The sequence below is a fragment of the Methylophaga sp. genome (assembly GCF_965655755.1).
Lineage (GTDB): Bacteria > Pseudomonadota > Gammaproteobacteria > Nitrosococcales > Methylophagaceae > Methylophaga.
Map to the genome: position 1 here is coordinate 81,734 of NZ_CBFHHW010000004.1, position 21,676 is coordinate 103,409.

A 21,676-nucleotide genomic window follows, 5' to 3' on the forward strand; every position below is an offset into this window, starting at 1 on the left:
GTCTTCTTTAAAGATTTCAATACGATTCCGCCCTGTCTGTTTTGCCTTGTAAAGCGCTTTATCCGCTTTACGCACTAAGGCTTCAGCATCAGGTTCGTCTCCTTGGAAAGTAGCCACGCCTAAGGACACTGTCAGTGGACCCAGTTTTTCATCTCGGTAACCAATGGGATTCGCTGCAATAGCCTTGCGTAACCTTTCTGCTTTGGCACAGGCATCCTCAAGACTCGCTTTTCGCAGTAATACAACAAATTCTTCGCCGCCCAAACGACAGGGAATATCACTTTGCCGGAAGTGCTGCTTGAGTTCCGCCGCTACTGCTTGCAAGGCCACATCCCCGGCTTCATGACCATAGTCATCATTAAAGCGCTTGAAGTGATCAATATCGCAAATTAATAAAGATAAAGCTGACTGTTCGCGCTGTGCAAGCTTAATATCACGGCTTAGTGCGTCATCAAAAAACCGCCGATTACGTAAACCGGTTAAGGAATCTTCAAAGGAATATCGCTGGAGGTCTTCGCGCAATTTGATATTACCAAGCGTGACTGACAGCCGTTGTGCGGTTCGCTGAATCATTTCTTCAACATCCTGATTCAATAGCATTGGCTCCACTGTTTTCAGACGCAATGACGCAAAGACCTGACTGCCACCCTCGAGACCCTGCAAGCGGATTTGAGCATCCGGCAAAGCATTCATCGTTTGGTCACCGAGACTGACCTCGACTTGCGCAGGCTGAAAAACGTCAGCAAGTCTTTCCTTAAACAAAAGATTGGCTTCAGCCAGGGAATGACAGGACTGCAACGCGATATTAAAACTTTCTAACTGTGAGGCAAAACGGCTCTGGCGCTCAAGAATGATTCGTCTTTCTTGTTCGGCTTCAACGTAATCATGTAACTCGGCTGTACGTTCAATGACACGATGCTCAAGCGTCTCATTCAGTATCTCCAATTCCGTATGAGTCCGAATGTAATTGCGTATGGACACCATCACCAGAACAAGTGAAAAAATCAGACCACCATAAGACATTGGGAAGTCTACCCAAGGCATGAAACTATGCGCTACCAGCATGTCAGCCAGCAGAAAGATGGCATAGACCCCAAAAGCACCAAGCACCAATTGCTGGGCAATGTTCATCTGGCTCGAAACGCGCAGTATCACCGTCAGCATGAGCAGCACAGACAAAACAAACAGCAGATCAAACAGTGGATAAGCAGTGGCTAGGTTGATCACACCGATCAACGATAACAGCATGACAGAAATCAGATAAACCAGATGCACTGTGGCAACTGTTTTCAGCAATCTGCCATACTTAACATCTTCGACCCAGTAATACAGCAACATGGCAATGAAAATTGGCATCGCAAAGTAGCTTATTGCTGCGAGATACGTTTTTAGCAACGGCCAGCTAAACACAAGCTGTATGGCCAGATTTTCCCCTAACAGGGTTCCTGCCGTTGTCAGTGAAAACAGCCCGAGGAAAAAAAACTCTTTCCTTGTACCGCGAACAATCGCAAACACAAAGGCTATAAAAGCAATTAGTACAGAAAATGCGGCGATGATCAGCTCATGCAATCCACTGCTTATAACATGCAGTAACATATCCGATCGGTCCAAAATCTTTACCTCACCCCACAGCCCCATATCGGTGTAATCGGAATAAACTCTCAGGTAAAGTGGTTTGCCAGCATAATCATCGGGCAGTTTGATGGCGTGCCATGGCCACCCCATAAACTTCCCATTACCGTTCTCATCAAACTCACCAAATCGATAGATCAGCCTATCATCGATAAAGGCCTCAACATTTAAATCAATGCTGGTGATATAGATAACCGGTTCCGGCACATCGACTGCAGGAAGAATAGTTCGAAACCAGACATGAGTATGGCCATTACGACCAGGCGGATCCGCCGGAAAAGCAATCGGCTCCCATTCTTTGAGCTTGACCGAGTCAGAGATGCCCTCCACACCAGGAGCATCATCCCAGCGAAATTGCCAGTCAAGCTCAGCCAAATCGATCGTTTCCGGTGCAGCTAGTGCTATTGAGCTAAAACACGCAAAACTCAGTAAGACAATGAGTAAAAAGTCACAAACACCGCCCCGCAGGGCTAGGCTGTGGGGTAGTGCCACTGGATTAACCGACCCAGCGTCTGGCGTTCTGGAATAGGCGTGCCCATGGACCATCTTTACCCCAGTTATCCGGATGCCATGAGTGCTGCACGGTGCGAGTCACACGCTCCGGATGCGGCATCATAATCGTCACCCGACCATCCTCTGTTGTCAGCGCGGTGATACCCTGCTCCGAACCATTCGGGTTGAGCGGATACGCTTCCGTCGCTTTGCCGCGATGATCAACGTAACGCATTGAGACGATGGCATCAGATAAAGAACCGGTCTCCGAGAAATCAACACGACCTTCACCATGTGCCACAGCAATTGGCATGGTGGAACCAGCCATCCCATTCAAGAGGATCGAAGGCGACTCAACAATTTCAACCAGAGAGAAGCGCGCTTCAAATTGCTCAGACACATTACGTGAAAAGCTTGGCCAGTGGTCACTTCCCGGAATTAATGCTTTCAATTGCGATAGCATCTGACAACCATTACAGACACCTAATGCAAAGGTATCTTCACGTTGGAAAAATTCAGCAAACTGTTGGCGTGCACGGTCATTGTGCAGAATGGTGCTTGCCCAGCCACGTCCTGCGCCAAGGACGTCACCGTAAGAGAAACCACCACAGGCAACGAGACCAACAAAGTCCCTCAGTTGAGTACGGCCTTCCAGAATATCGCTCATATGCACGTCAACGGCTGAGAAACCGGCATGATCAAAAGAGGCAGCCATTTCCATTTGTCCATTCACACCCTGTTCTCGCAAAATGGCAACTTTAGGTCGGTTACCCGACACAATAAATGGCGCAGCCACATTCTCAGCGGCATTAAATGTCAATTTAGCGTACAGCCCTGGATCATTCTCATCCATTAACGCATCAAACTCCTGTTTGGCACAGTCAGGATTATCACGTAAAGCCTGCATACGGTAGCTGGTCTCAGCCCAGAAGCGTTGTAGGGTAACACGTGACTGATCAATCACTTTGTCATCGTTAACACTAACCCGAATACGCTGATCATCATTTACTGTACCGATCACATGACTTATGTCTGCCAAACCATTTTGGCTCAAGACTGCCTGTACTTTTTCCACTGCAGCGCGTCGAACCTGGAGAACAGCACCGAGTTCTTCACTGAATAATAATGGCAAGGTCTCACCTAAACCGTCCAGCGTAATATCTACGCCGCAATGACCCGCAAATGCCATTTCAACCAGTGTCACGATCAAACCACCATCACCACGGTCATGATAAGCAAGGATCAAGTCATCCTGTTTCAGTTGCTGAACCGCGTCAAAGAAACCTATCAAGCTGGCTGCATTATCCAGATCGGCACCTGTTTGCCCTACTTGATTAAAGACTTGCGCCAGGGCTGATGCGCCAAGACGATTTTCGCCCTGTCCCAGATCGATATAGATTAAGTCTGTTTCACCCAGGTCGGTTCTGAGTTGGGGTGTGCAGGTTTTTATCGTGTCGGAGACCGGTGCAAATGCACTGATAAGCAATGATACCGGCGATGTAACCGATTTGGTGTCACCTGTCTCATCCCAGACCGTTTTCATTGATAAAGAATCTTTACCCACTGGGATTGCAATGCCCAACTCCGGACATAATTCCATACCAACCGCTTTTACCGTGTCGTATAACAGCGCATCTTCGCCTGGATGACCACATGCCGCCATCCAGTTGGCAGACAGTTTAATATCGCTCAATTTTTCAATTTTAGCGGCGGCAATATTGGTAATCGCTTCGCCGACGGCCATACGGCCTGATGCCGGTGCATTTATCACCGCCAATGGTGTCCGCTCCCCCATCGCCATCGCTTCACCTAACACATCATGATGATCAGCCAAAGTCACAGCACAATCCGAGACTGGCACCTGCCATGGACCGACCATTTGATCACGGGCCACCAGCCCGGTGACCGAGCGATCACCAATCGTGATCAAAAAGCTTTTACTGGCAACGCTAGGGAGTTTGAGAACACGCTCAAGAGCATGCTCAGCCGAAATGCCTGTCAAATCAAGCTCAGGATATTGCTTCTGGACGTGCTCAACATCACGCAACATCTTAGGCGGTTTACCCAGCAATAACGATAGAGGCATATCGATGGGTAAGGTCTCATTATCTGCATCACCAAGCAGTAAATGTTCCTCCTCGGTCGTTTCACCGACAATCGCCCACGGACAGCGTTCACGTTCACAAATCGCCTGAAACTCATCCACGCTATCAGGATGAATACCCAGCACATAACGTTCCTGAGACTCATTACACCAGATTTCCATTGGTGACATGCTGGACTCGTCGTTCGGTACCAATCTCAGTTCAAAGCGTCCACCACGGCCACTGTCGTCAACCAATTCTGGGAACGCATTGGATAAGCCACCGGCACCAACATCATGGATAGCAACAATCGGATTTTTATCATTTAAGGCAACACAACGGTCAATGACTTCCTGACAACGGCGTTCCATTTCAGGATTACCGCGTTGCACAGAAGCGAAGTCCAGACCTTCATCACTGGTTCCTGATGCCACTGAAGAAGCCGCACTGCCACCCAGACCAATCAACATTGCGGGACCACCCAGCACAATAAGTTGTATACCGGGATCCATAATGCCCTTTTCAACATGTTGTGGACGAATTGAGCCCATGCCACCCGCAACCATTATTGGTTTATGATAGCCGCGCACCTCAAAGCCGTCCTCAGTCGGAATTTGTACTTCATAAGTCCGGAAGTATCCACAAAGATTCGGGCGACCGAACTCATTATTGAAGGCTGCACCACCTAGCGGCCCATCAGTCATAATATCCAGAGCGGATGCCATGCGAGCAGGTTTTCCATAAGGGGTTTCCCAGGGCTGTTCGAAGCCGGGAATTTCAAGATTGGATACGGAAAAACCGGTCAAACCGGCTTTCGGTTTTGAACCACGTCCTGTCGCGCCCTCATCACGTATTTCACCACCTGATCCTGTTGCGGCACCCGGGAAAGGAGAAATCGCTGTCGGATGATTGTGAGTCTCCACCTTCATCAGGATGTGTTGCACTTCACCTTCGTAGTGATAGAGGCCTGAAGCCATATCTACTTGAAAACGGTGACTGCGATCTGCTCCCTCAATGACAGACGAATTATCGCTGTAGGCTGTGACTACACCATCAGGGTTTTTATCGTGGGTATTACGAATCATGTTGAACAACGTATGCGGTTGCTGCTTACCATCAATAATCCAGTCAGCCCGGAAAATTTTGTGGCGGCAATGCTCAGAATTTGCCTGAGCAAACATCATCAGTTCAATATCATTGGGATTACGATCCAAAGTAATGAAGTTATCGTAGAGATAATCAATTTCGTCTTCTGCTAAGGCTAGACCCATCGTTTGGTTGGCTGATACCAAGGCTTCACGCCCACCATTGATAATATCCACGCCAATTAAAGGGCGCGAGGCACTGTGCATAAATAATCGATCCGCATCATCTACGGTTTCAAACACCGATTCGATCATCCGATCGTGTAAATGCTTAGCAATAGCTTGTCTTTGTGTGTAATCGAGTACCTCGCTGCTTTTAATGAAAAAAGCCACGCCGCGTTCAATACGTACTACATCTTTGACGCCACTGTTGACTGCAATATCAGTTGCTTTACTTGACCAGGGTGAAATGGTTCCCGGCCGCGGCGTAACCAGAAAAAAGTGCTCACCAGCCTCGGCTTCTTTCGTGTGATCCTGCGCTTCCAATAGTGTCAAAATCACATTGTGTTCATCGGCCGGCAAAAAACATTCACCTTCGATTTCAACAAAATACCGATATTCAGTTCTTATCGCAGTGACAGGAGCGACCTCAGACTGAATGGTGTTGAGTAATTTCTCCAGACGGAAAGCAGAAAAAGCCGGACGGCCTGTCAATTGCAGCATGCGGATCCCAATTCAACATAAATTAAAGCGATAATGATACTTTAAGTGGGGTTTAACGCCCAAATAAAATACAGTAATTTCAGGTTTTTTTATGACACAATCAAATACTCGGCCCGGCCCGCTTCGTCAGTTAATGGCGATGCTTTATGACTTTATGCTTTTGTTGTCCGTATTATTGCTGGCAACAGTGATTCCGGTAGTACTCAATGGTGGTGAAGCGATCCACTCCGGAAACCCGCTCTTTTTCTTTTATCTGCTCTTAGTCAGTTTGTTTTTCTATGGCTGGTTCTGGACCCATGGCGGACAAACTCTAGGCATGCGCGCATGGAAAATCTATCTGGTTGGGCAGAGTCAGGTCAGTATTAGCTGGAAACAAGCAGGCACTCGATTTACAGTTGCCATCTTTTCATGGCTGTTTTTGGGACTGGGATTCTGGTGGCAATGGATCGGAAAAGAAAAACAAAGCTGGCATGATGTCATGTCGGGAACACAGCTGATTTTAAATAAACCGGAAAAACGCTAATTACCGAGCAATCCGCTTTATTGATTGCATCTTATTGTTGCTATCAAAGCTAATTTTGAATAGACCATTCACCCCAGCTGCATCGACAAAGGGGCGAATATGGTGTGCGGGAAAACTTAATGTCTGGCCAGTTTCTGCGCGAACCACAACGGTGGCGGCCAAACCGCGATAATAGCGGAGTGCCACATCTCGACTCAGGTGCAGACGAAATCGCAATTCGGTCATAACTAGATCAAATAATCACCTAAAACACGCTCAAGCTGTGACAGCATGACTTTTGATGCAACATCAGAATAGGGTGCTGCTTGACCGATTCCCCATACCGGTTTCGGCCATGAAGCATCCGAAGTAAAGCGTGCCACATGATGTAAATGCAGTTGTTCTACAATATTCCCTAAAGCGGCCACATTCATCTTTTGCGCCGAAAAAAGCTGCGTCATCGCTTTGGCAACAAAACTCGACTCTTTCAGTAACTGCTGCTGTTCTGTCTCTGTCAATTGATGAATTTCACGGACATTCACCCTTCTGGGTACAAGAATCACCCAAGGGTAACGCTCATCATTCATCAGTAATACGTCACTGAGTTCAAACTGACCGATTCTGATGGTGTCTTTTTGCAACTGTGGGTGAAGTTCGTACATCAGTTCGCTGCTAGATACTTGGTAACAATCTCATAGACATCTGCAGATAAATCTTCCTGTTCCGCAATGCTTTCCAGTGCTTGCTGCATTAATGCCTGACGATGTTCATCATACCGCCGCCATGAATTTAATGCGCCCAACATCCGCGCCGCCACTTGAGGATTAATTTTGTCCAACACCAGAATCTGTTCAGCAAGGAAGCGATAACCGGATCCATCTTTTGCATGAAAGTGAACCGGGTTATTACGACAGAACATGCCAATCAGCGCACGCACATTGTTCGGATTCTTAATGCTGAAGGCTTCGTGTTTCATCAAGCCTTTGACCCGAATCAGAGTATCCGGTAATTGTGAGGCAGCCTGTACCGCTAACCACTTATCCACCACCTGACGGTCGTGTTTCCATTGCTCATAGAATGAGCGTAAAGCGTTCTCTCTTTCCAGACCATCCTGATCCACCATCAGACGCAAACCGGCTAATAGCTCAGTCATATTGTCCGAAAGTTTCATCTGACGCAGACAACGTTGTATCTGCATCGGATCACCACTGGCCACCAAATAAGACAAACACACATTTTTCAGACTGCGTTTAGCCATATCTTCAGCGTTGAAATCATATGCTTTCTTGTCACTGAGTTTTTCGTAGGTCTGGTTAAATTGTGCTTTAAGTGATACCGCAATATTACGTTTAACATAGTTTCGCGCCTGATGAATAGCATCCACATCGGGTGTATCCATCTGTGCTGCCAGATAATTCTCGGTCGGTAATGTCAGCATTTTTGCTACTAAAGCAGGATCCAGCTTTTTATCGGTCAACACTCGCTCTAACTGATTAACCAGCAGTGGAGACAGCCCCAGTTGATTATTCTGCTGAATATCCGCAACCAGTTCCTGCAACGTTGAGATCATTAACTTCTGGCCAGCATCCCAACGATTGAAACTGTCTTTATCATTGGCCATCAAAAAGGCTAGCTGATGATTTGATAAATCATAATTCAACTTGACCGGTGCCGAGAAACCACGCAAAACCGAAGCCAGTGGTTCTGAACTGACATTAATAAACTCAAAGGTTTGCGTGCGTTCTGTAACAGATAATACCCGCGTCTCTTCATAGTGCGGTTTGTTTTCATCTTCAAGTTGCATCGGCAGGCTGCTGCCGGATTTATCCAATAAGCCAACGGCCAGAGGAATATGGAAAGGTAGTTTGGTTTCCTGTCCGGGCGTTGCAGGGCAACTTTGGCTGACAGTTAAGCTGAAGCGATGTTCAATCGGATCGTAGTCAGTATCAATCGTCAGCTCTGGTGTACCGGCTTGATCGTACCAGCGTCTGAACTGACTCAAGTCAAACGCATTCGCATCCTCTAATGCATTAACAAAATCCTCCGTGGTGACAGCCTGACCATCATGGCGATCGAAATATAAATCCGTGCCTTTTCTGAAGCCGGAATCACCAACCAGCGTTTTAATCATACGAACGACTTCTGCACCTTTTTGGTAAATCGTGACGGTGTAAAAGTTACTGATTTCAATATAAGAGTCTGGTCTAACCGGATGTGCCATCGGGCCGGCATCTTCTGAAAACTGCATGCTACGCAGACCATTCACATCATCAATACGCTGGACGGCAGCAGAGTTGATATCGGCACTGAAGCTTTGATCACGCATCACGGTAAAGCCTTCTTTCAGGCTTAGCTGGAACCAATCACGACAGGTCACGCGATTACCTGACCAGTTATGAAAGTATTCGTGAGCGACAATGCTCTGGATGGTATAAAAATCATCGTCAGTAGCCGTTTCCGCACTGGCAAGAACACAGGCAGCATTAAAAATATTAAGCCCTTTGTTTTCCATCGCGCCCATATTGAAGTCATTGACAGCAACGATCATGAAGACATCAAGATCATACTCTCGCCCGTAGGTATCTTCATCCCACTTCATTGCCTGCTTCAATGAATTCAATGCGTGATCACATTTATGCTGATTTTCCGGATCGACATAAATCCGCAAGGCAACCTCACGCCCGCTCATTGTGGTAAACGTATCCTGCTGTATGTACAAATCCCCCGCCACCAAGGCAAACAAATAACTCGGTTTAGGATGGGGGTCATGCCAGCGTACCCAATGGCGTCCGTCATCAAACACGCCTTGATCCTGCATATTGCCGTTAGAAAGCATCACCGGCCATATTTCCCGGTCTGCCACAATGGTGACGGTGAATACCGACATCACATCGGGACGATCCGGATAGTAAGTTATACGACGAAACCCCTCGGCTTCACATTGCGTACACAAAATACTGCCGGAATAATAAAGCCCTTCAAGTGCCGTATTCTGATCGGGCGCAATTTCTGTAATAATTTCCAACTCAAACTTATTCGGCACATTAGGAATCAGTAATTGTGATTCTGTCCGTTGATATTCATTGCCTTCCAGCTTTTTGCCATTGAGTTTGAGCGAGACTAGGGTCAGCTCTTCACCATCAAGCACACAGTCATCCTGAGGCCCCTCTGGGTTTTTGCGCATACTCAATGTGCTTACAACACGCGTTTTGGCGCTGTCGAGGTCAAAATGCAGCAAGACTTCATCAACCAGATAAGCAGGCTGCTGATAGTTCGCTAATAAGGTCACCTGAGGTGACTGTTCTGTTGCAGATTTATCCATAGGGAAATGCTCTTATTCAGAAATCGTCCAGTGTCTTGATAGACCAGACTTCATAGGCCGGGGTTTCGTAGGGGTGAGCTGATATTAATGTTTCCAGTATGAGCTTAATTTTTGACGCTGGACACACCGTTTCTACCCGAAATTCCGGGACTTTTTCAATTTTATCTTGCTCACCGATAAAGGGGTCACTTCCAGCCAGTGGGCGGAACTGTCCCATGCCCTGACTTTCCCAGCTACAGCAGTCATAGCCATCGTAGTAGCCTGCGCCAACATCGAAGATAGCTGTTTTGACTGACTCTTTATGTGATTCAGGTACGAAAAATACAAGTTTCAATACGGGTTCAGTCATGTTGAAATTGCCACTTTTGCGCCAGGCCATTCCCCGATTCACTGTAGATGGCTTTGCCATCGGGACTAAAAGTAACAGCCTGTAATACCACACCGGGTTTCAATGGTTGACGACGTGGAGCTTGCCAACAATCAACCGGTGAACCATCCTGCGCCTGCCAGGTACATATCTGACGATTCGGATGTCCTGTCACAATAAATTGATTGTCCGCGGAATAGCCAATGGCTGAAGTCGTCGTCTGGAATATCGGGAAATCAGACCAGCTACTATCGATGGGAATCGGCGAGTTGTTGAGTACGGCAATCTGGTCACCAGTTTTCAAATTCCACAGCCGGGTTTGATCATTTCCGGCGGCTGTAATAACAAAGCCGCCAAGCGGATCGAACGATACCAGTGACACATCATTACCATGCTGCCATTGCTGGACTTGCTCGCCCGTTTCGAGGTCCCATAACCGCGCAGTATTATCATCTCCCCCGGTCAAGCCGGATGACCCGTCCGGTGAGATTGCTACAGTATTAATAAGCTGATTTATGGGAGCGTTAACCGCTTTACCGTCATGTTCGAATATATACTTCACGCGGTTGGCGATGACATCGAAATAGACGGCTTTTCGATCTTGTAGGGCAAGCAAGACATAATCACCCTGCGGTGATAACGCCATGTCCTTCACTGTCGCTGGGAATTCAAGCCTGACCATCGGTTCACCGTCAGCCATATTCCACAATACGATGGTTTGAGATTCACAGGTCGCTGCCACCTTGCCGTCGTGAGAGAAAGCGACATCGGTGGTCGTGCCCGCTTCCCCGGCTTTGTTTTGCCAGGCGTATTTGATTTTGCCCGCTTCAATATCCCATAGCTTGGCAGGTAAATCGGTATCACCCACTAATACATACCGACGATCCGGTGAAAAAGCGGCTGCATAACTTCCCAACTGGCTGTGCTGCCACTCAGTGATGGCGGCCCGTTCGTTTGTGCAGGCCACCAATAAACTGCTGACCACTATCAGCTTGATGAGTCGTTTTAAGCTGAAAGACACAGACATCGTTTTAATCAAGAGCGAGGTAGTGTAACGCCAGCCTGCCCTTGGTATTTACCACCACGGTCGGCATAGGATGTTTCACAGACTTCGTCAGATTCAAAAAACAGCATCTGAGCCACACCTTCGTTAGCATAAATTTTTGCGGGTAACGGCGTGGTGTTGGAAAACTCCAGCGTGACCTGCCCCTCCCATTCCGGCTCTAACGGCGTGACATTCACAATAATGCCGCAACGGGCATAGGTCGATTTACCGAGGCAAACAGTCAATACATTACGTGGAATTCGAAAGGTTTCGACCGTGCGAGCAAGGGCAAAAGAGTTCGGGGGGATGATACAAACATCGGACTGCACATCAACAAAGCTGTTTTCATCAAAGTTTTTTGGATCAACAATCGCAGAGTTGATATTAGTAAATATCTTAAACTCATCGGAACAACGCACATCATAGCCATAGCTTGAGGTGCCATAGGAAATAATCCGCTCATCATTCTGATAACGAATCTGTCCCGACTCAAAAGGAGTAATCATCCCCTGCTCCGCCATACGGCGAATCCACTTGTCCGATTTGATCATATAGGTGCCGCTTTACCTTAAAACAAAAGCTTAATCATACCTGATTCACTGCTATCTCAAAATCAGCGAATCACATCCCCCCGTTTTGTTCTAATCGTTTTTGATTACGACGTTAGGGAAAGCGCCTGAATAGTCCTTGCCCTGCATCGCTAATCGCGCAGCTACCCTGCGTGCAATCTGACGATAAGCCATCGCGATATCACCGTCCGGATTGGTCACAACACTTGGTTGACCGCTATCCGCATCTTCCCGGATTTTAATGTCGAGCGGCAGACTGCCTAGCAGATTCAGATCGTATTGCTCTGCCATACTTGCACCCCCACCGGAACCAAAAATATGCTCCTCGTGGCCACACTCACTGCAGATATGCGTACTCATGTTCTCAATGACACCCAATACCGGCACATTAACCTTCTCAAACATCTTGAACGCTTTGCGTGCATCAAGCAGGGAAATATCCTGTGGCGTTGTCACGATCACAGCACCACTGACCGGCACTTTCTGGGACAAGGTCAACTGGATATCACCTGTGCCCGGTGGCAAGTCAATTACCAGGTAATCAAGCTCTTTCCAATTGGTATCACCCAGCATTTGTTGTAATGCCTGCGTCACCATTGGGCCACGCCAGATCATCGGCTCTTCTTCATCTATCAGAAAACCAATAGACATGCTTTGTATACCATAGCTCTCGATAGGCTCAATACTTTTACCATCTTCAGATTCAGGCCGCTTTGTAGTGCCCAGCATACGTGGCTGGCTCGGGCCATAGATATCAGCATCCAGAATACCAACACGCGAGCCTTCAGCTGCCAGAGCCAGGGCTAGATTAACCGAGGTAGTGGATTTACCGACACCACCTTTACCTGAAGCGACAGCAATAATGTTTTTAACATTTTCCAGCGCCGGAACGCCTTGCTGTACTTTATGTTTAATGACTTTTGTCGAAATATTCACGACCACATTCTCAGCGCCAGCTCCTGTCAGCTCTGCTGCTAATTGTGTTTGCAGTTGTTCAACATAGCCTTTGACCGGATAACCAAGACTGATGTTAACGACTTGATTATCACCCTCCTGTTCTATTTTGATGCCAGGCTTTGTATCGCCCAGGGTGATGTCGGTTGAAGGATCCTGAAAATCATTGATGATCTTCTTGATTTGAGTTTGATCTAACATTTAGCACTCCTGTCAGGTTCAGTGAGTTCACTGTATTCGGGAAAATAATTATAGTTTAACGGTTGCTGGCAACAGCTTCATCCACGCATTTTGCATGGCTTTTCAGCGGGCAAAAAAAACGCCTTCAGGGAAGGCGTTTCGGCTCTTAGTTACTAGTTGGGGCCTGCAAGGCGTTTTGCAAGGGCCAATCGCGATAATTAAAGACCTGCCCTTCTTGCCTGACTCTGGCAATCTCGGTCAGATTGAGGTCTGCATAAACCCATTGTGCGACGTCATTACTGCCTTCGGCCAAAATGCCATCATTAGGGAATCCGTAATCAACCGGTGTGTAGACACTGGCCCTGCCGGTGTTAACATCAACCGCTTGCGACCAATCAGCATCACCAAAGGTCGGTGACTGCAGCACATAACATTGATTTTCAAGCGCTCGAGCCTGACAGCCTATTCGTACTCGATGAAAGCCTGCCATGGTATCGGTGCAGCTTGGAGCCAGGATCACATCAGCACCCGCCTTAACCTGTTGGTAGGCAATCAACGGAAATTCAACGTCATAGCATATGTTGATGGCAATACGACCAATATCGGAATCCAGTACTTTGATCTCGTTGCCCGCATTAATCAGCCATTGTTCATTCTCGAACCGTGTCATGATGAGTTTATCCTGATAACCAATCAAACCATCAACGCCATAGAGATTGGCACGATTACGGAAACTGCCATCGTCCTGAAGCACGGGAAATGTACTCGCTAGGATTATCACATCAAACCGCTTGGCGAGTTCCTTGTAGAGGGTTTCGTATTCTGCATAAACCGTTTGCATTGAGTGCAACTGTTTGCTGAGACAACTGTAGATATCCCGCCCAAATATAGAAGCCAGCTCCATGCTGCCATACTCAGGAAATACCAACAGTTTAGCGCCTTGCATAGAAGCTTGTTTCACCCATTGTGTCAGCTTGGCCTCAAACTCTGACCAATGACTGAAATACCCGATATCGTACTGCGCTATTGCTGCTTTGACATTGCTCATGAGATTTTCTTCATCCAGAAAGTCATCGGTTTGGGTGATTCATCTTTTTCGTCGAGCTCTTTCCAGCTGAACGTAGTGTTGAGATCCGGATATTTTTCATAACCGCGTTTACGCCAGAAATTATCCAGAGGCTCATAGTCCGCGGGCCGACGTGGGTGATCATGAGGACGTTGAACACCACAAAAACAGCTGTAATCAAAATCGCCTACAACGTCAGCATGGGCTTCACGTTGGTCAAAAAAAGCAACACCGGCACCCTGTCCACGATACTGCGAAAGCAGCACCGATTCACCGCAGTAGAAAATCTTATCGACATCGTAGCCTGCAGCAATAAACGGGGCTTTCACCTCATCTGTCTCGTGTTTAAGCGGAATACCCGTCGAAGCGCCAACCACCTTATCACCATCAAACGCCAGCACAACCACACTGTCTGGGGCTTCAATATAGGTTTGTAGGTATTTTTCTTCGTAAGCCAAATCACCATCATAGAGATAAGGGAAGTCACGAAATACCTGTATCCGGAGCTGCGCCAGCTCCGGAATATATTGCTTAAGTTTGTCGCCCGAGAGTGTTTCCAGTCTCAGCATGTTATCTCCTCGTTAACCCGCGACCTGTGCAATCCAATCTTCCAGATTGTAATAGTTGGTAATGCGAGCAACTTTGCCGTCACGAATTTCAAAGAACGCGCCTGCTGGCAGCCGATATGTCTGACCGTCTGCTTCTGGCAAGCCTTCATCAGTAGACAAATATTCGCCAAGAACCGTGAATTCAACCGCTGCACGATCACCTTCGTCATTGGTTGTAATTGAAATATCGACGATTTGTTCTTTGTAATGCGCGTTCATACGATCCATAAATTTGGAGAACGCTTCTTTACCGACTTCACGGCCAGTTTGGTTAACATCGTGAATGACATCATCCGTCAGCATGTTTAAAAATGATTCCATGTCTTGACGATTGAAGGCATCATAGTATTGTTGCAGCAGGTTTACAGTTGCTTGGTTCATGGTGAAAATTTCCAGAGAGAAAAAACGGCGGATTTTAGCCCTTAAATTGTTCTATGGAAAGTAAAAACTGCGTGTTTGAATAAACTCACGGAGGACTGACATTTCACTGCTTATTGATAAACGGGGTTATGCCCGCTGACGCTGAACGATTCCCATAAGCTTGTAGGTCAGCATTGATGCCGCGAAATCATAGGCATGAAAGCCCTCAATCGGTGCAAACTCCATAATATCGAAACCGATAATCTCACGCTGTCTGGCCACTGATTCAAATAAATTTAGTGTTTGATACCAGCCCAAACCACCGGGTACTGGTGTGCCTGTAGATGGGAATACGGAGGGATCCATGCCATCAACATCCAGAGTAAAAAAGACTTTTTGCGGAAAGTCATCTGGCAGTTCAATGCTCTGCTTGTTGTTGGGCACTAGATCGTCAGCATCTTCATAGCGCACCCCAAATTCTTCGCGGAAGGCCATCTCTTCTTCACAAAGCGCCCGAATACCGAGCTGATACAAAGGAATCCCCATATCAACTGCACGTTTCATCACCGAAGCATGGCTCAGCAAGTCTCCTTCATAGGCTTGACGTAAATCGGCATGCGCATCAATCTGAACAATACCAAAATCATCAAAACCGGCCTCCTTGAGGCCTTTCAATACACCATAGGTGACAGTGTGCTCGCCACCGAGAATAACGGGGATTGCACCATGACGGACAATTTCAGCCGTGGCCATAGCAATGTTATTGATCACCGTTTCCGCATCGACACTGCAATCCACCGGGTCACAGGTATAAATACCGGCATCACTGGGTTTGCTCTTGCCATCCCACTCTTCCAGTTGCCATGAAGCATCAAGTATGACCGATGGGCCTTTCCCTGTACCCCCACCATAAGAGACTGTTTTCTCAAACGGCACCGGCAAGACATGAAACAAAGCTTTATCGGGATCAGGCTGATCAATTTCAGATCCTAAAAAGATCGGATAGTCGTTAGTCATTGTTTTACTCATGAAAGTCTGTGTTTAAAATCAGCGTAACCAAACTCTTTGACCACTTGAAGTGCATCCGTATCCGAGTTCCAGATTGCTATCGCTGGCAACTTGGTACCATTAAAGGTCGATGTTTTGACCATGGTGTAGTGGCTCATATCTTCAAATTTAAGGCGCTGACCAATTTTGAGTGGCTCGGCAAAACTGTAATCACCGATCACATCACCGGCAAGACAAGTCAAGCCGCCCAGACGATACGTATGCGCCTGCTCTTCAGGCTCCGATGCGCCACTGATATCGGGACGATAAGGCATTTCCAGTGTGTCGGGCATATGACAGGTTGCCGAGGTATCGAGAATGGCCTGATTAATCTGATTCCAGGTGATATCCAGCACTTCACAACTTAAGATACCGGTACCAATCGCCATGGCTTCGCCAGGTTCTAGATAAACCTCAAGCTGGTGTCGTTCTTTAAAACTCTGAACTAGCGCCACCAGCCCATTACGATCGTAGCCTTCCGCCGTAATATGATGACCACCGCCAAAATTAATCCACTGCATTTGCTTTAGCAAATGACCAAATTTTTTTTCAACTGCCGCCACTGTTCGGGCTAAGGGTTCAAAGCCCTGCTCACACAAGGTGTGGAAATGCAGGCCGGTAATGCCATCGAGGATCGTATCATCCAGTTGCGATAGCGGAATACCTAAACGGGAGCCTGGTGCACACGGGTCATAAATAGGGACAGTGCCTTCCGAATGCTCCGGATTAATTCTCAGACCAAACCTCAAATCAGGCCGCTGTTTTTGTGCCGCTAAACACTGTTCACGAAAACGAAGCCACTGTCCGCAGGAGTTGAAAACAATGTGATGCGCAAAGGTGAGCAATTCATCAATATCGCTCTGGCTGAACGCGGCAGCATAAACATGCACCTCCCCGCCGTATTCTTCATGGCCTAACTTTGCTTCATGTAAACCACTGGCACAGGTACCACTGAGGTATTTATTCGTCATCTTGCCAAATGACCACATCGAGAAGGCTTTTAGAGCACCGAGAATTTTAGCGCCACTTGCCTCTGCCACTTCACTGAGAATGCGAAGATTCCGTTCCACCGCAACCTCATCCACTACGAAGCAAGGAGATGGCAAACGCGATAAGTCGAGTTTGCCAAAATCAGTAAATTGCATCTGATTCAACCGTCCAAATCAAAACTGTCGAGTTCAACTACTTTCCAGGGCAACCCATATTTATTCATGTCTTCCATAAAGGGATCCGGATCAAATTGCTCAATATTCCAGACACCAGGTTGTTTCCATATACCTTCCAGTATCATTTTGGCGCCGATCATTGCTGGCACACCGGTTGTATAGGAAATAGCCTGAGACTGGACTTCTTTGTAACAGTCCTGATGGTCTTTAATGTTGTAGAGATAAACGATTTTTTCTTTACCGTCTTTCACACCTTTCACCACACAGCCGATGCAGGTCTTTCCTTTCGTTTTCGGTCCGAGCGTCGATGGATCTGGCAGTAAAGCTTTGAGGAACTGAATCGGTACGATTTTCTGGCCCTGAAATTCAATCGGTTCAATGCCTGTCATACCTACATTTCCCAGTACTTCCAGGTGTTTCAGATAACTTTCACCGAAACTCATCCAGAACTGAGCCCGTTTTAACGTCGGGAAATGTTTGGTTAAGGATTCCAGTTCTTCATGATACATACGGTAAATATTGTATGTTCCGACCTGTTCAGGACAGGTAAAACTGGCATTTTTTGACATCGCTGGTGTTGTCACAAACGCATCATTTTCCCAATGTCGGCATTCAGCCGTAACCTCTCGGATATTAATTTCCGGGTTGAAGTTTGTCGCAAACGGATAACCATGGTCGCCCCCGTTCACATCAATGATGTCGAGTTCGTGAATTTCATCAAAATAATGTTTGGCGATATACGCTGTAAACACATTAGTCGCGCCTGGATCAAAACCACTACCTAATAACGCCGTTAAACCAGCCTGCTTGAACTTGTCCTGATATGCCCACTGCCATTTATATTCGAACTTAGCCGTATCAAGCGGTTCATAGTTGGCTGTGTCCAGATAGTTAACACCTGTAGCCAGGCAGGCATCCATGATCGTCAAATCTTGATAAGGCAACGCCACATTGATCACTAAATCCGGTTTTTCCTGCTCGAGTAAGGTGGTTAACTCGGCCACATTGTCGGCGTCGACCTGTGCTGTTTTTATTGGGCGTTCTATCTGAGCCGCGATGGCCTTGCATTTTGCTTCAGTGCGGCTGGCCAGCACAATTTCAGAAAAGACTTCCGGCAACTGGGCGCATTTGTGGGTAACCACACTACCCACGCCACCAGCACCAATAATCACGACTTTAGACATAGCTGAATTCCTTTAACTCGGCTTTGATTAACGTTCGAAGAAAGTGTAACCCTGCATGCTGTCTCTAAAAGCACGCAGCATTTGTTGACGCATAGGCACAGTAATTTTTCCATCCCGGACAGCTTGTTCAGCCATACGGCGGAATTGTTCATGAATCAGCTTTGGATCGTACTCCACATAACTCAGCACATCGGCAATGCTGTCACCATGAAATTCACGACGAAAATCAAAACTCCCGTCATTATTCACATGCACGCTTACTACATTGGTATCACCGAACAGGTTATGTAAGTCGCCCAAGGTTTCCTGGTAAGCACCGACCAGAAATACACTGATGTAATATTCCTCGCCTTCCTTTAAGGGATGAAGGGGTAAGGTTTTCTTCACACCTGAAGGCGAAATGAAATTATCGATTTTGCCGTCACAATCACAAGTCATATCAGCCAGCACGCCGTCACGAACCGGTGCCTCGTTCAATCGATGAATGGGCATGATTGGAAACAACTGATCAATAGCCCAGATATCAGGTAGCGACTGGAACAGGCTAAAGTTGCCATAGTAAATATCTGACATCAGCTCAGGTAATGTTTCCAGCTCTTGCGAAACACGTCTTGCCTGTGGCAGAAGATTTGAAATCTTGTCCAGAATCGCCAGTGTCACGTTTTCAGCCAGAGCACGTTCTCTCAGACTCGACTGTCCGTGATGAAACAGCTCGCGTATTTCATCCCGGTAATACAATGAGTCGTTATAACACTCCTGCAGGTTATCAACGTCAACGTAATCCAATACACTGAATAAGTTAACGATCAGATCATGACTACCTTCAGGCGCTTTTTCTGGTAACGCCCCAGGTTTATGTTCCCGTGTTTCCAAAATGTTGAATAGCAACATCGATGAATAAGCTACCAGCGCACGTCCTGATTCAGAAATGATCACGGGATGGGCAATATCCAGAGGGTCGAGACTTTCCTGCAAGGTTTCAACAATGCTGTAGCAGTATTCATCCAGACCATAATTCATGCTATGTGTACTATTGCTTCTGGCGCCTTCGTAATCGACCGCTAACCCACCACCCAGGTCGATATACCCCATCGGTGCACCCTCTTCTATGAGACCGGAATAGAAACGACAGGCTTCCATTACTCCACTGCGGATATTACGGATATTCGGGATTTGTGAACCCAGATGACTGTGGAGTAATTGCAGACAGTGAAGCATATCCGCTTGTTTAAGCTTTTCAATGACACCCAGTAAAGCATTCGTCGATAAACCAAAAATGGAGCGATCACCACTGTCTTCGTTCCAATGACCCTCAACCATTGATGCCAGACGAATTCGCACCCCTATCAAAGGATCAATTCCTAAAGCCTGGCTTCGCTCCAAAATAATATCCAGCTCCATTGCCGTTTCCAGCACAAAGAAGCAATTGATCCCCATCTGGCGGGCATATAAGCCTAGTTCAATAAACTCCTCATCTTTATAACCGTTACAGATAATCAAACTCTCAGGATCACGCAGCTGCGTTAAGGCGATAATCAGTTCCGCCTTGCTTCCCGCTTCAAGCCCGTGATGGTATCGGCTGCCATAGTCAGCAATCTCCTCGATAACATGACATTGCTGGTTGACCTTAATCGGAAATACGCCGCGGTAATGATTCTTATAACCCGCCTCATTAATGGCTTTTGCAAACGCTTCATTGAGCTGGGTGATACGTTGGTCCAGCAGGTTTTCTATTCGTAACACAGCGGGCATATCAAGACCTCGCTGTTTCATACCATTAACAATTTCAATGATAGGAACCTGAATAGTTTTTTCGCCAAACTGCAATGTGACAACCGCATTTCCATCAGCTGACACATCGAAATAATCATTGCCCCAATCACGCACACCATACAAACGAGCACTATGCTCTGCGCTCCATTCAGCAGTTAAATCAAGCTCATTTTCCAGTGAAGAGGAAAGATGATTTTGCATGGGCTGATTTCCAATAAAGTGATTAAAAAAACCGCGATTCTCACTACTTTAGTGTGAAAATGCAAAGAATAATTACATTTGTTATTAGCATAACTTTACAACATCATGACATGTCAGGCATTGTCATGGACTTGAAGAGCGTTCGGATGTTTCAGTTAGGTAAGATTTAAGCCCCATAGTCCCCGCAACATAGGGGTTAATGCTATTATTTTGATGCTGATATGATACATGAGCACACACAAAGCAAACTGACTCATTGGGTTAATAGCGTTGACATACCGTTTTGGATCCATCCGGGAGAAATTAACGGTCATAACTACCCGGATATCAGGGACAGTGAATAGCTAGCCAATATGAAAACCATTTTAATTGTTGAAGACTCAGAAGCCACGCGTAAACGTCTAGAAAATGCAGTTATAGATGGTGGCCTCTTTGAACTGATTGGTTCTGTTAGTACATACAATGAAGGGCTAACATTCATCAGGAATACACCGCCTGACATTCTCCTGACCGACCTTGATCTACCGGATGGTAACGGTGTCGATCTAATCAAGCTTATCAACCTGCCTGGTGTGAAAACACAACTTGCGATTGTTATCACTGTTTTTGGTGATGGTTATCACGTTATAGAAGCACTTAAAGCCGGCGCCTCCGGCTACTTACTCAAAGATGATGACTTCATGGATATCAATGAAGCTATCAGCCAGATGGTTGACGGAGGAGCACCAATAAGTCCCAGTATCGCCAGATATTTACTAAATGAACTTTCCTTTAGCGAGGCGGCTAAGGAAGATCCAAAAAATACACCTGATGTTTTAAGCCCTCGCGAAAAAGAGGTTTTATTATTGGTAAGTAAAGGATATACATCTAAAGAAATAGCTAAAATGCTCGACATTTCATATTACACAGTCAGAGAATACGTATCGAATGTTTATAAAAAACTCTCTGTGAAAAATAAAATGCAGGCAGTCAGCGAAGCAACGCTTCTTGGCATCATCTAACGTTTAGTGCTCATTGATTTAATCACCTCCAAAATTTTCATACTTGCTCTGCATGGCCTAGATATTAGCAATACACGATTCCCTTTTCCTCGCTACAGAGGCTTATCCGCCTCTTCTCGGAAAAATCGATATAGAGTACCGCTTTAGAATCGAGTAAATGGTTCACACAATTATTAAACAGTTTTGACTGGCTGTGAAAAGTCTGTGCAGAAGCCATTGCGAGCTTCTTGTAATTTTTTATGTATAATGTTATGGAAGTGGGGTAATGCTATACTTTAATCAAGAGTCTTGATTGTGATTTAAGCTTGGGAACGT

At 46.5% G+C, this 21,676-nt stretch carries 18 protein-coding genes; 2 read left to right on the top strand and 16 right to left on the bottom strand.

Going from position 1 to position 21,676, the window contains the following annotated elements; genetic code table 11:
• Together ACTF5U_RS02695 and purL are read right to left on the bottom strand one after the other, a co-directional pair.
• Window positions 1-2,124, bottom strand: a 2,124-nt coding sequence (locus tag ACTF5U_RS02695) for a GGDEF domain-containing protein (protein WP_438970098.1), incomplete at its 3' end; no start/stop codon positions are given.
• Between the two features lie 4 nt (window positions 2,125-2,128).
• Window positions 2,129-6,016 (bottom strand): phosphoribosylformylglycinamidine synthase, encoded by a 3,888-nt coding sequence (gene purL, locus ACTF5U_RS02700; RefSeq protein ID WP_438970099.1) that lies wholly within the window; start codon window positions 6,014-6,016, stop codon window positions 2,129-2,131.
• Between the two features lie 91 nt (window positions 6,017-6,107).
• Here purL and ACTF5U_RS02705 point away from each other — a divergent pair, with 91 nt between their 5' ends.
• Window positions 6,108-6,539: an RDD family protein gene (locus ACTF5U_RS02705; RefSeq protein WP_438970100.1), complete on the top strand. Its 432-nt coding sequence runs from the start codon at window positions 6,108-6,110 to the stop codon at window positions 6,537-6,539.
• On the opposite strand, the gene ACTF5U_RS02710 is transcribed toward ACTF5U_RS02705, so the two are convergent.
• The 14 genes from ACTF5U_RS02710 to speA all read right to left on the bottom strand — a co-directional run bounded on the left by ACTF5U_RS02710 (window position 6,540) and on the right by speA (window position 20,360).
• Window positions 6,540-6,764, bottom strand: coding sequence for a DUF2835 domain-containing protein (locus ACTF5U_RS02710; protein WP_438970101.1), 225 nt, complete (start codon window positions 6,762-6,764; stop codon window positions 6,540-6,542).
• 2 nt (window positions 6,765-6,766) lie between these two features.
• Window positions 6,767-7,180: an HIT domain-containing protein gene (locus ACTF5U_RS02715; RefSeq protein WP_438970102.1), complete on the bottom strand. Its 414-nt coding sequence runs from the start codon at window positions 7,178-7,180 to the stop codon at window positions 6,767-6,769.
• Entirely contained in the window at window positions 7,180-9,840 is a 2,661-nt protein-coding gene (gene pepN / locus ACTF5U_RS02720) for an aminopeptidase N (protein WP_438970103.1), read from the bottom strand. The genes ACTF5U_RS02715 and pepN overlap by 1 nt, the downstream gene beginning before the upstream one ends.
• Window positions 9,841-9,856: 16 nt before the next feature.
• Window positions 9,857-10,189: an NGG1p interacting factor NIF3 gene (locus ACTF5U_RS02725; RefSeq protein ID WP_438970104.1), complete on the bottom strand. Its 333-nt coding sequence runs from the start codon at window positions 10,187-10,189 to the stop codon at window positions 9,857-9,859.
• Window positions 10,182-11,234 (bottom strand): WD40 repeat domain-containing protein, encoded by a 1,053-nt coding sequence (locus ACTF5U_RS02730; RefSeq protein WP_438970105.1) that lies wholly within the window; start codon window positions 11,232-11,234, stop codon window positions 10,182-10,184. The genes ACTF5U_RS02725 and ACTF5U_RS02730 overlap by 8 nt, the downstream gene beginning before the upstream one ends.
• An 8-nt stretch (window positions 11,235-11,242) precedes the next feature.
• Window positions 11,243-11,803, bottom strand: a complete 561-nt coding sequence (gene dcd, locus ACTF5U_RS02735; RefSeq protein WP_438970106.1) for a dCTP deaminase — start codon at window positions 11,801-11,803, stop codon at window positions 11,243-11,245.
• 90 nt (window positions 11,804-11,893) lie between these two features.
• Window positions 11,894-12,976 (bottom strand): iron-sulfur cluster carrier protein ApbC, encoded by a 1,083-nt coding sequence (gene apbC, locus ACTF5U_RS02740; protein WP_438970107.1) that lies wholly within the window; start codon window positions 12,974-12,976, stop codon window positions 11,894-11,896.
• A 145-nt stretch (window positions 12,977-13,121) separates the two neighbouring features.
• Complete coding sequence (locus tag ACTF5U_RS02745; RefSeq protein WP_438970108.1) at window positions 13,122-14,003, bottom strand: carbon-nitrogen hydrolase family protein; 882 nt, start codon at window positions 14,001-14,003, stop codon at window positions 13,122-13,124.
• A complete protein-coding gene (locus tag ACTF5U_RS02750) occupies window positions 14,000-14,590 on the bottom strand; it encodes a GNAT family N-acetyltransferase (protein WP_438970109.1) in 591 nt (196 codons plus the stop codon). Before ACTF5U_RS02750 ends, ACTF5U_RS02745 begins: the two co-directional genes overlap by 4 nt.
• A 12-nt stretch (window positions 14,591-14,602) precedes the next feature.
• A complete protein-coding gene (locus ACTF5U_RS02755; protein ID WP_438970110.1) occupies window positions 14,603-15,010 on the bottom strand; it encodes a ketosteroid isomerase-related protein in 408 nt (135 codons plus the stop codon).
• 126 nt (window positions 15,011-15,136) lie between these two features.
• A complete protein-coding gene (gene speB, locus ACTF5U_RS02760; RefSeq protein WP_438970111.1) occupies window positions 15,137-16,006 on the bottom strand; it encodes an agmatinase in 870 nt (289 codons plus the stop codon).
• Window positions 16,007-16,014: 8 nt separating this feature from the next.
• Window positions 16,015-17,181 (bottom strand): carboxynorspermidine decarboxylase, encoded by a 1,167-nt coding sequence (gene nspC / locus ACTF5U_RS02765; RefSeq protein ID WP_438970112.1) that lies wholly within the window; start codon window positions 17,179-17,181, stop codon window positions 16,015-16,017.
• A gap of 5 nt (window positions 17,182-17,186) precedes the next feature.
• Complete coding sequence (locus tag ACTF5U_RS02770; RefSeq protein ID WP_438970113.1) at window positions 17,187-18,386, bottom strand: saccharopine dehydrogenase C-terminal domain-containing protein; 1,200 nt, start codon at window positions 18,384-18,386, stop codon at window positions 17,187-17,189.
• Between the two features lie 27 nt (window positions 18,387-18,413).
• The gene (gene speA / locus ACTF5U_RS02775; protein ID WP_438970114.1) at window positions 18,414-20,360 is read right to left on the bottom strand and encodes a biosynthetic arginine decarboxylase; all 1,947 of its coding nucleotides are present in this window, start codon (window positions 20,358-20,360) and stop codon (window positions 18,414-18,416) included.
• A gap of 353 nt (window positions 20,361-20,713) precedes the next feature.
• Between speA and ACTF5U_RS02780 the strand changes: the two genes are divergently transcribed.
• Complete coding sequence (locus ACTF5U_RS02780; protein WP_438970115.1) at window positions 20,714-21,361, top strand: LuxR C-terminal-related transcriptional regulator; 648 nt, start codon at window positions 20,714-20,716, stop codon at window positions 21,359-21,361.
• Window positions 21,362-21,676: the final 315 nt, after the last annotated feature.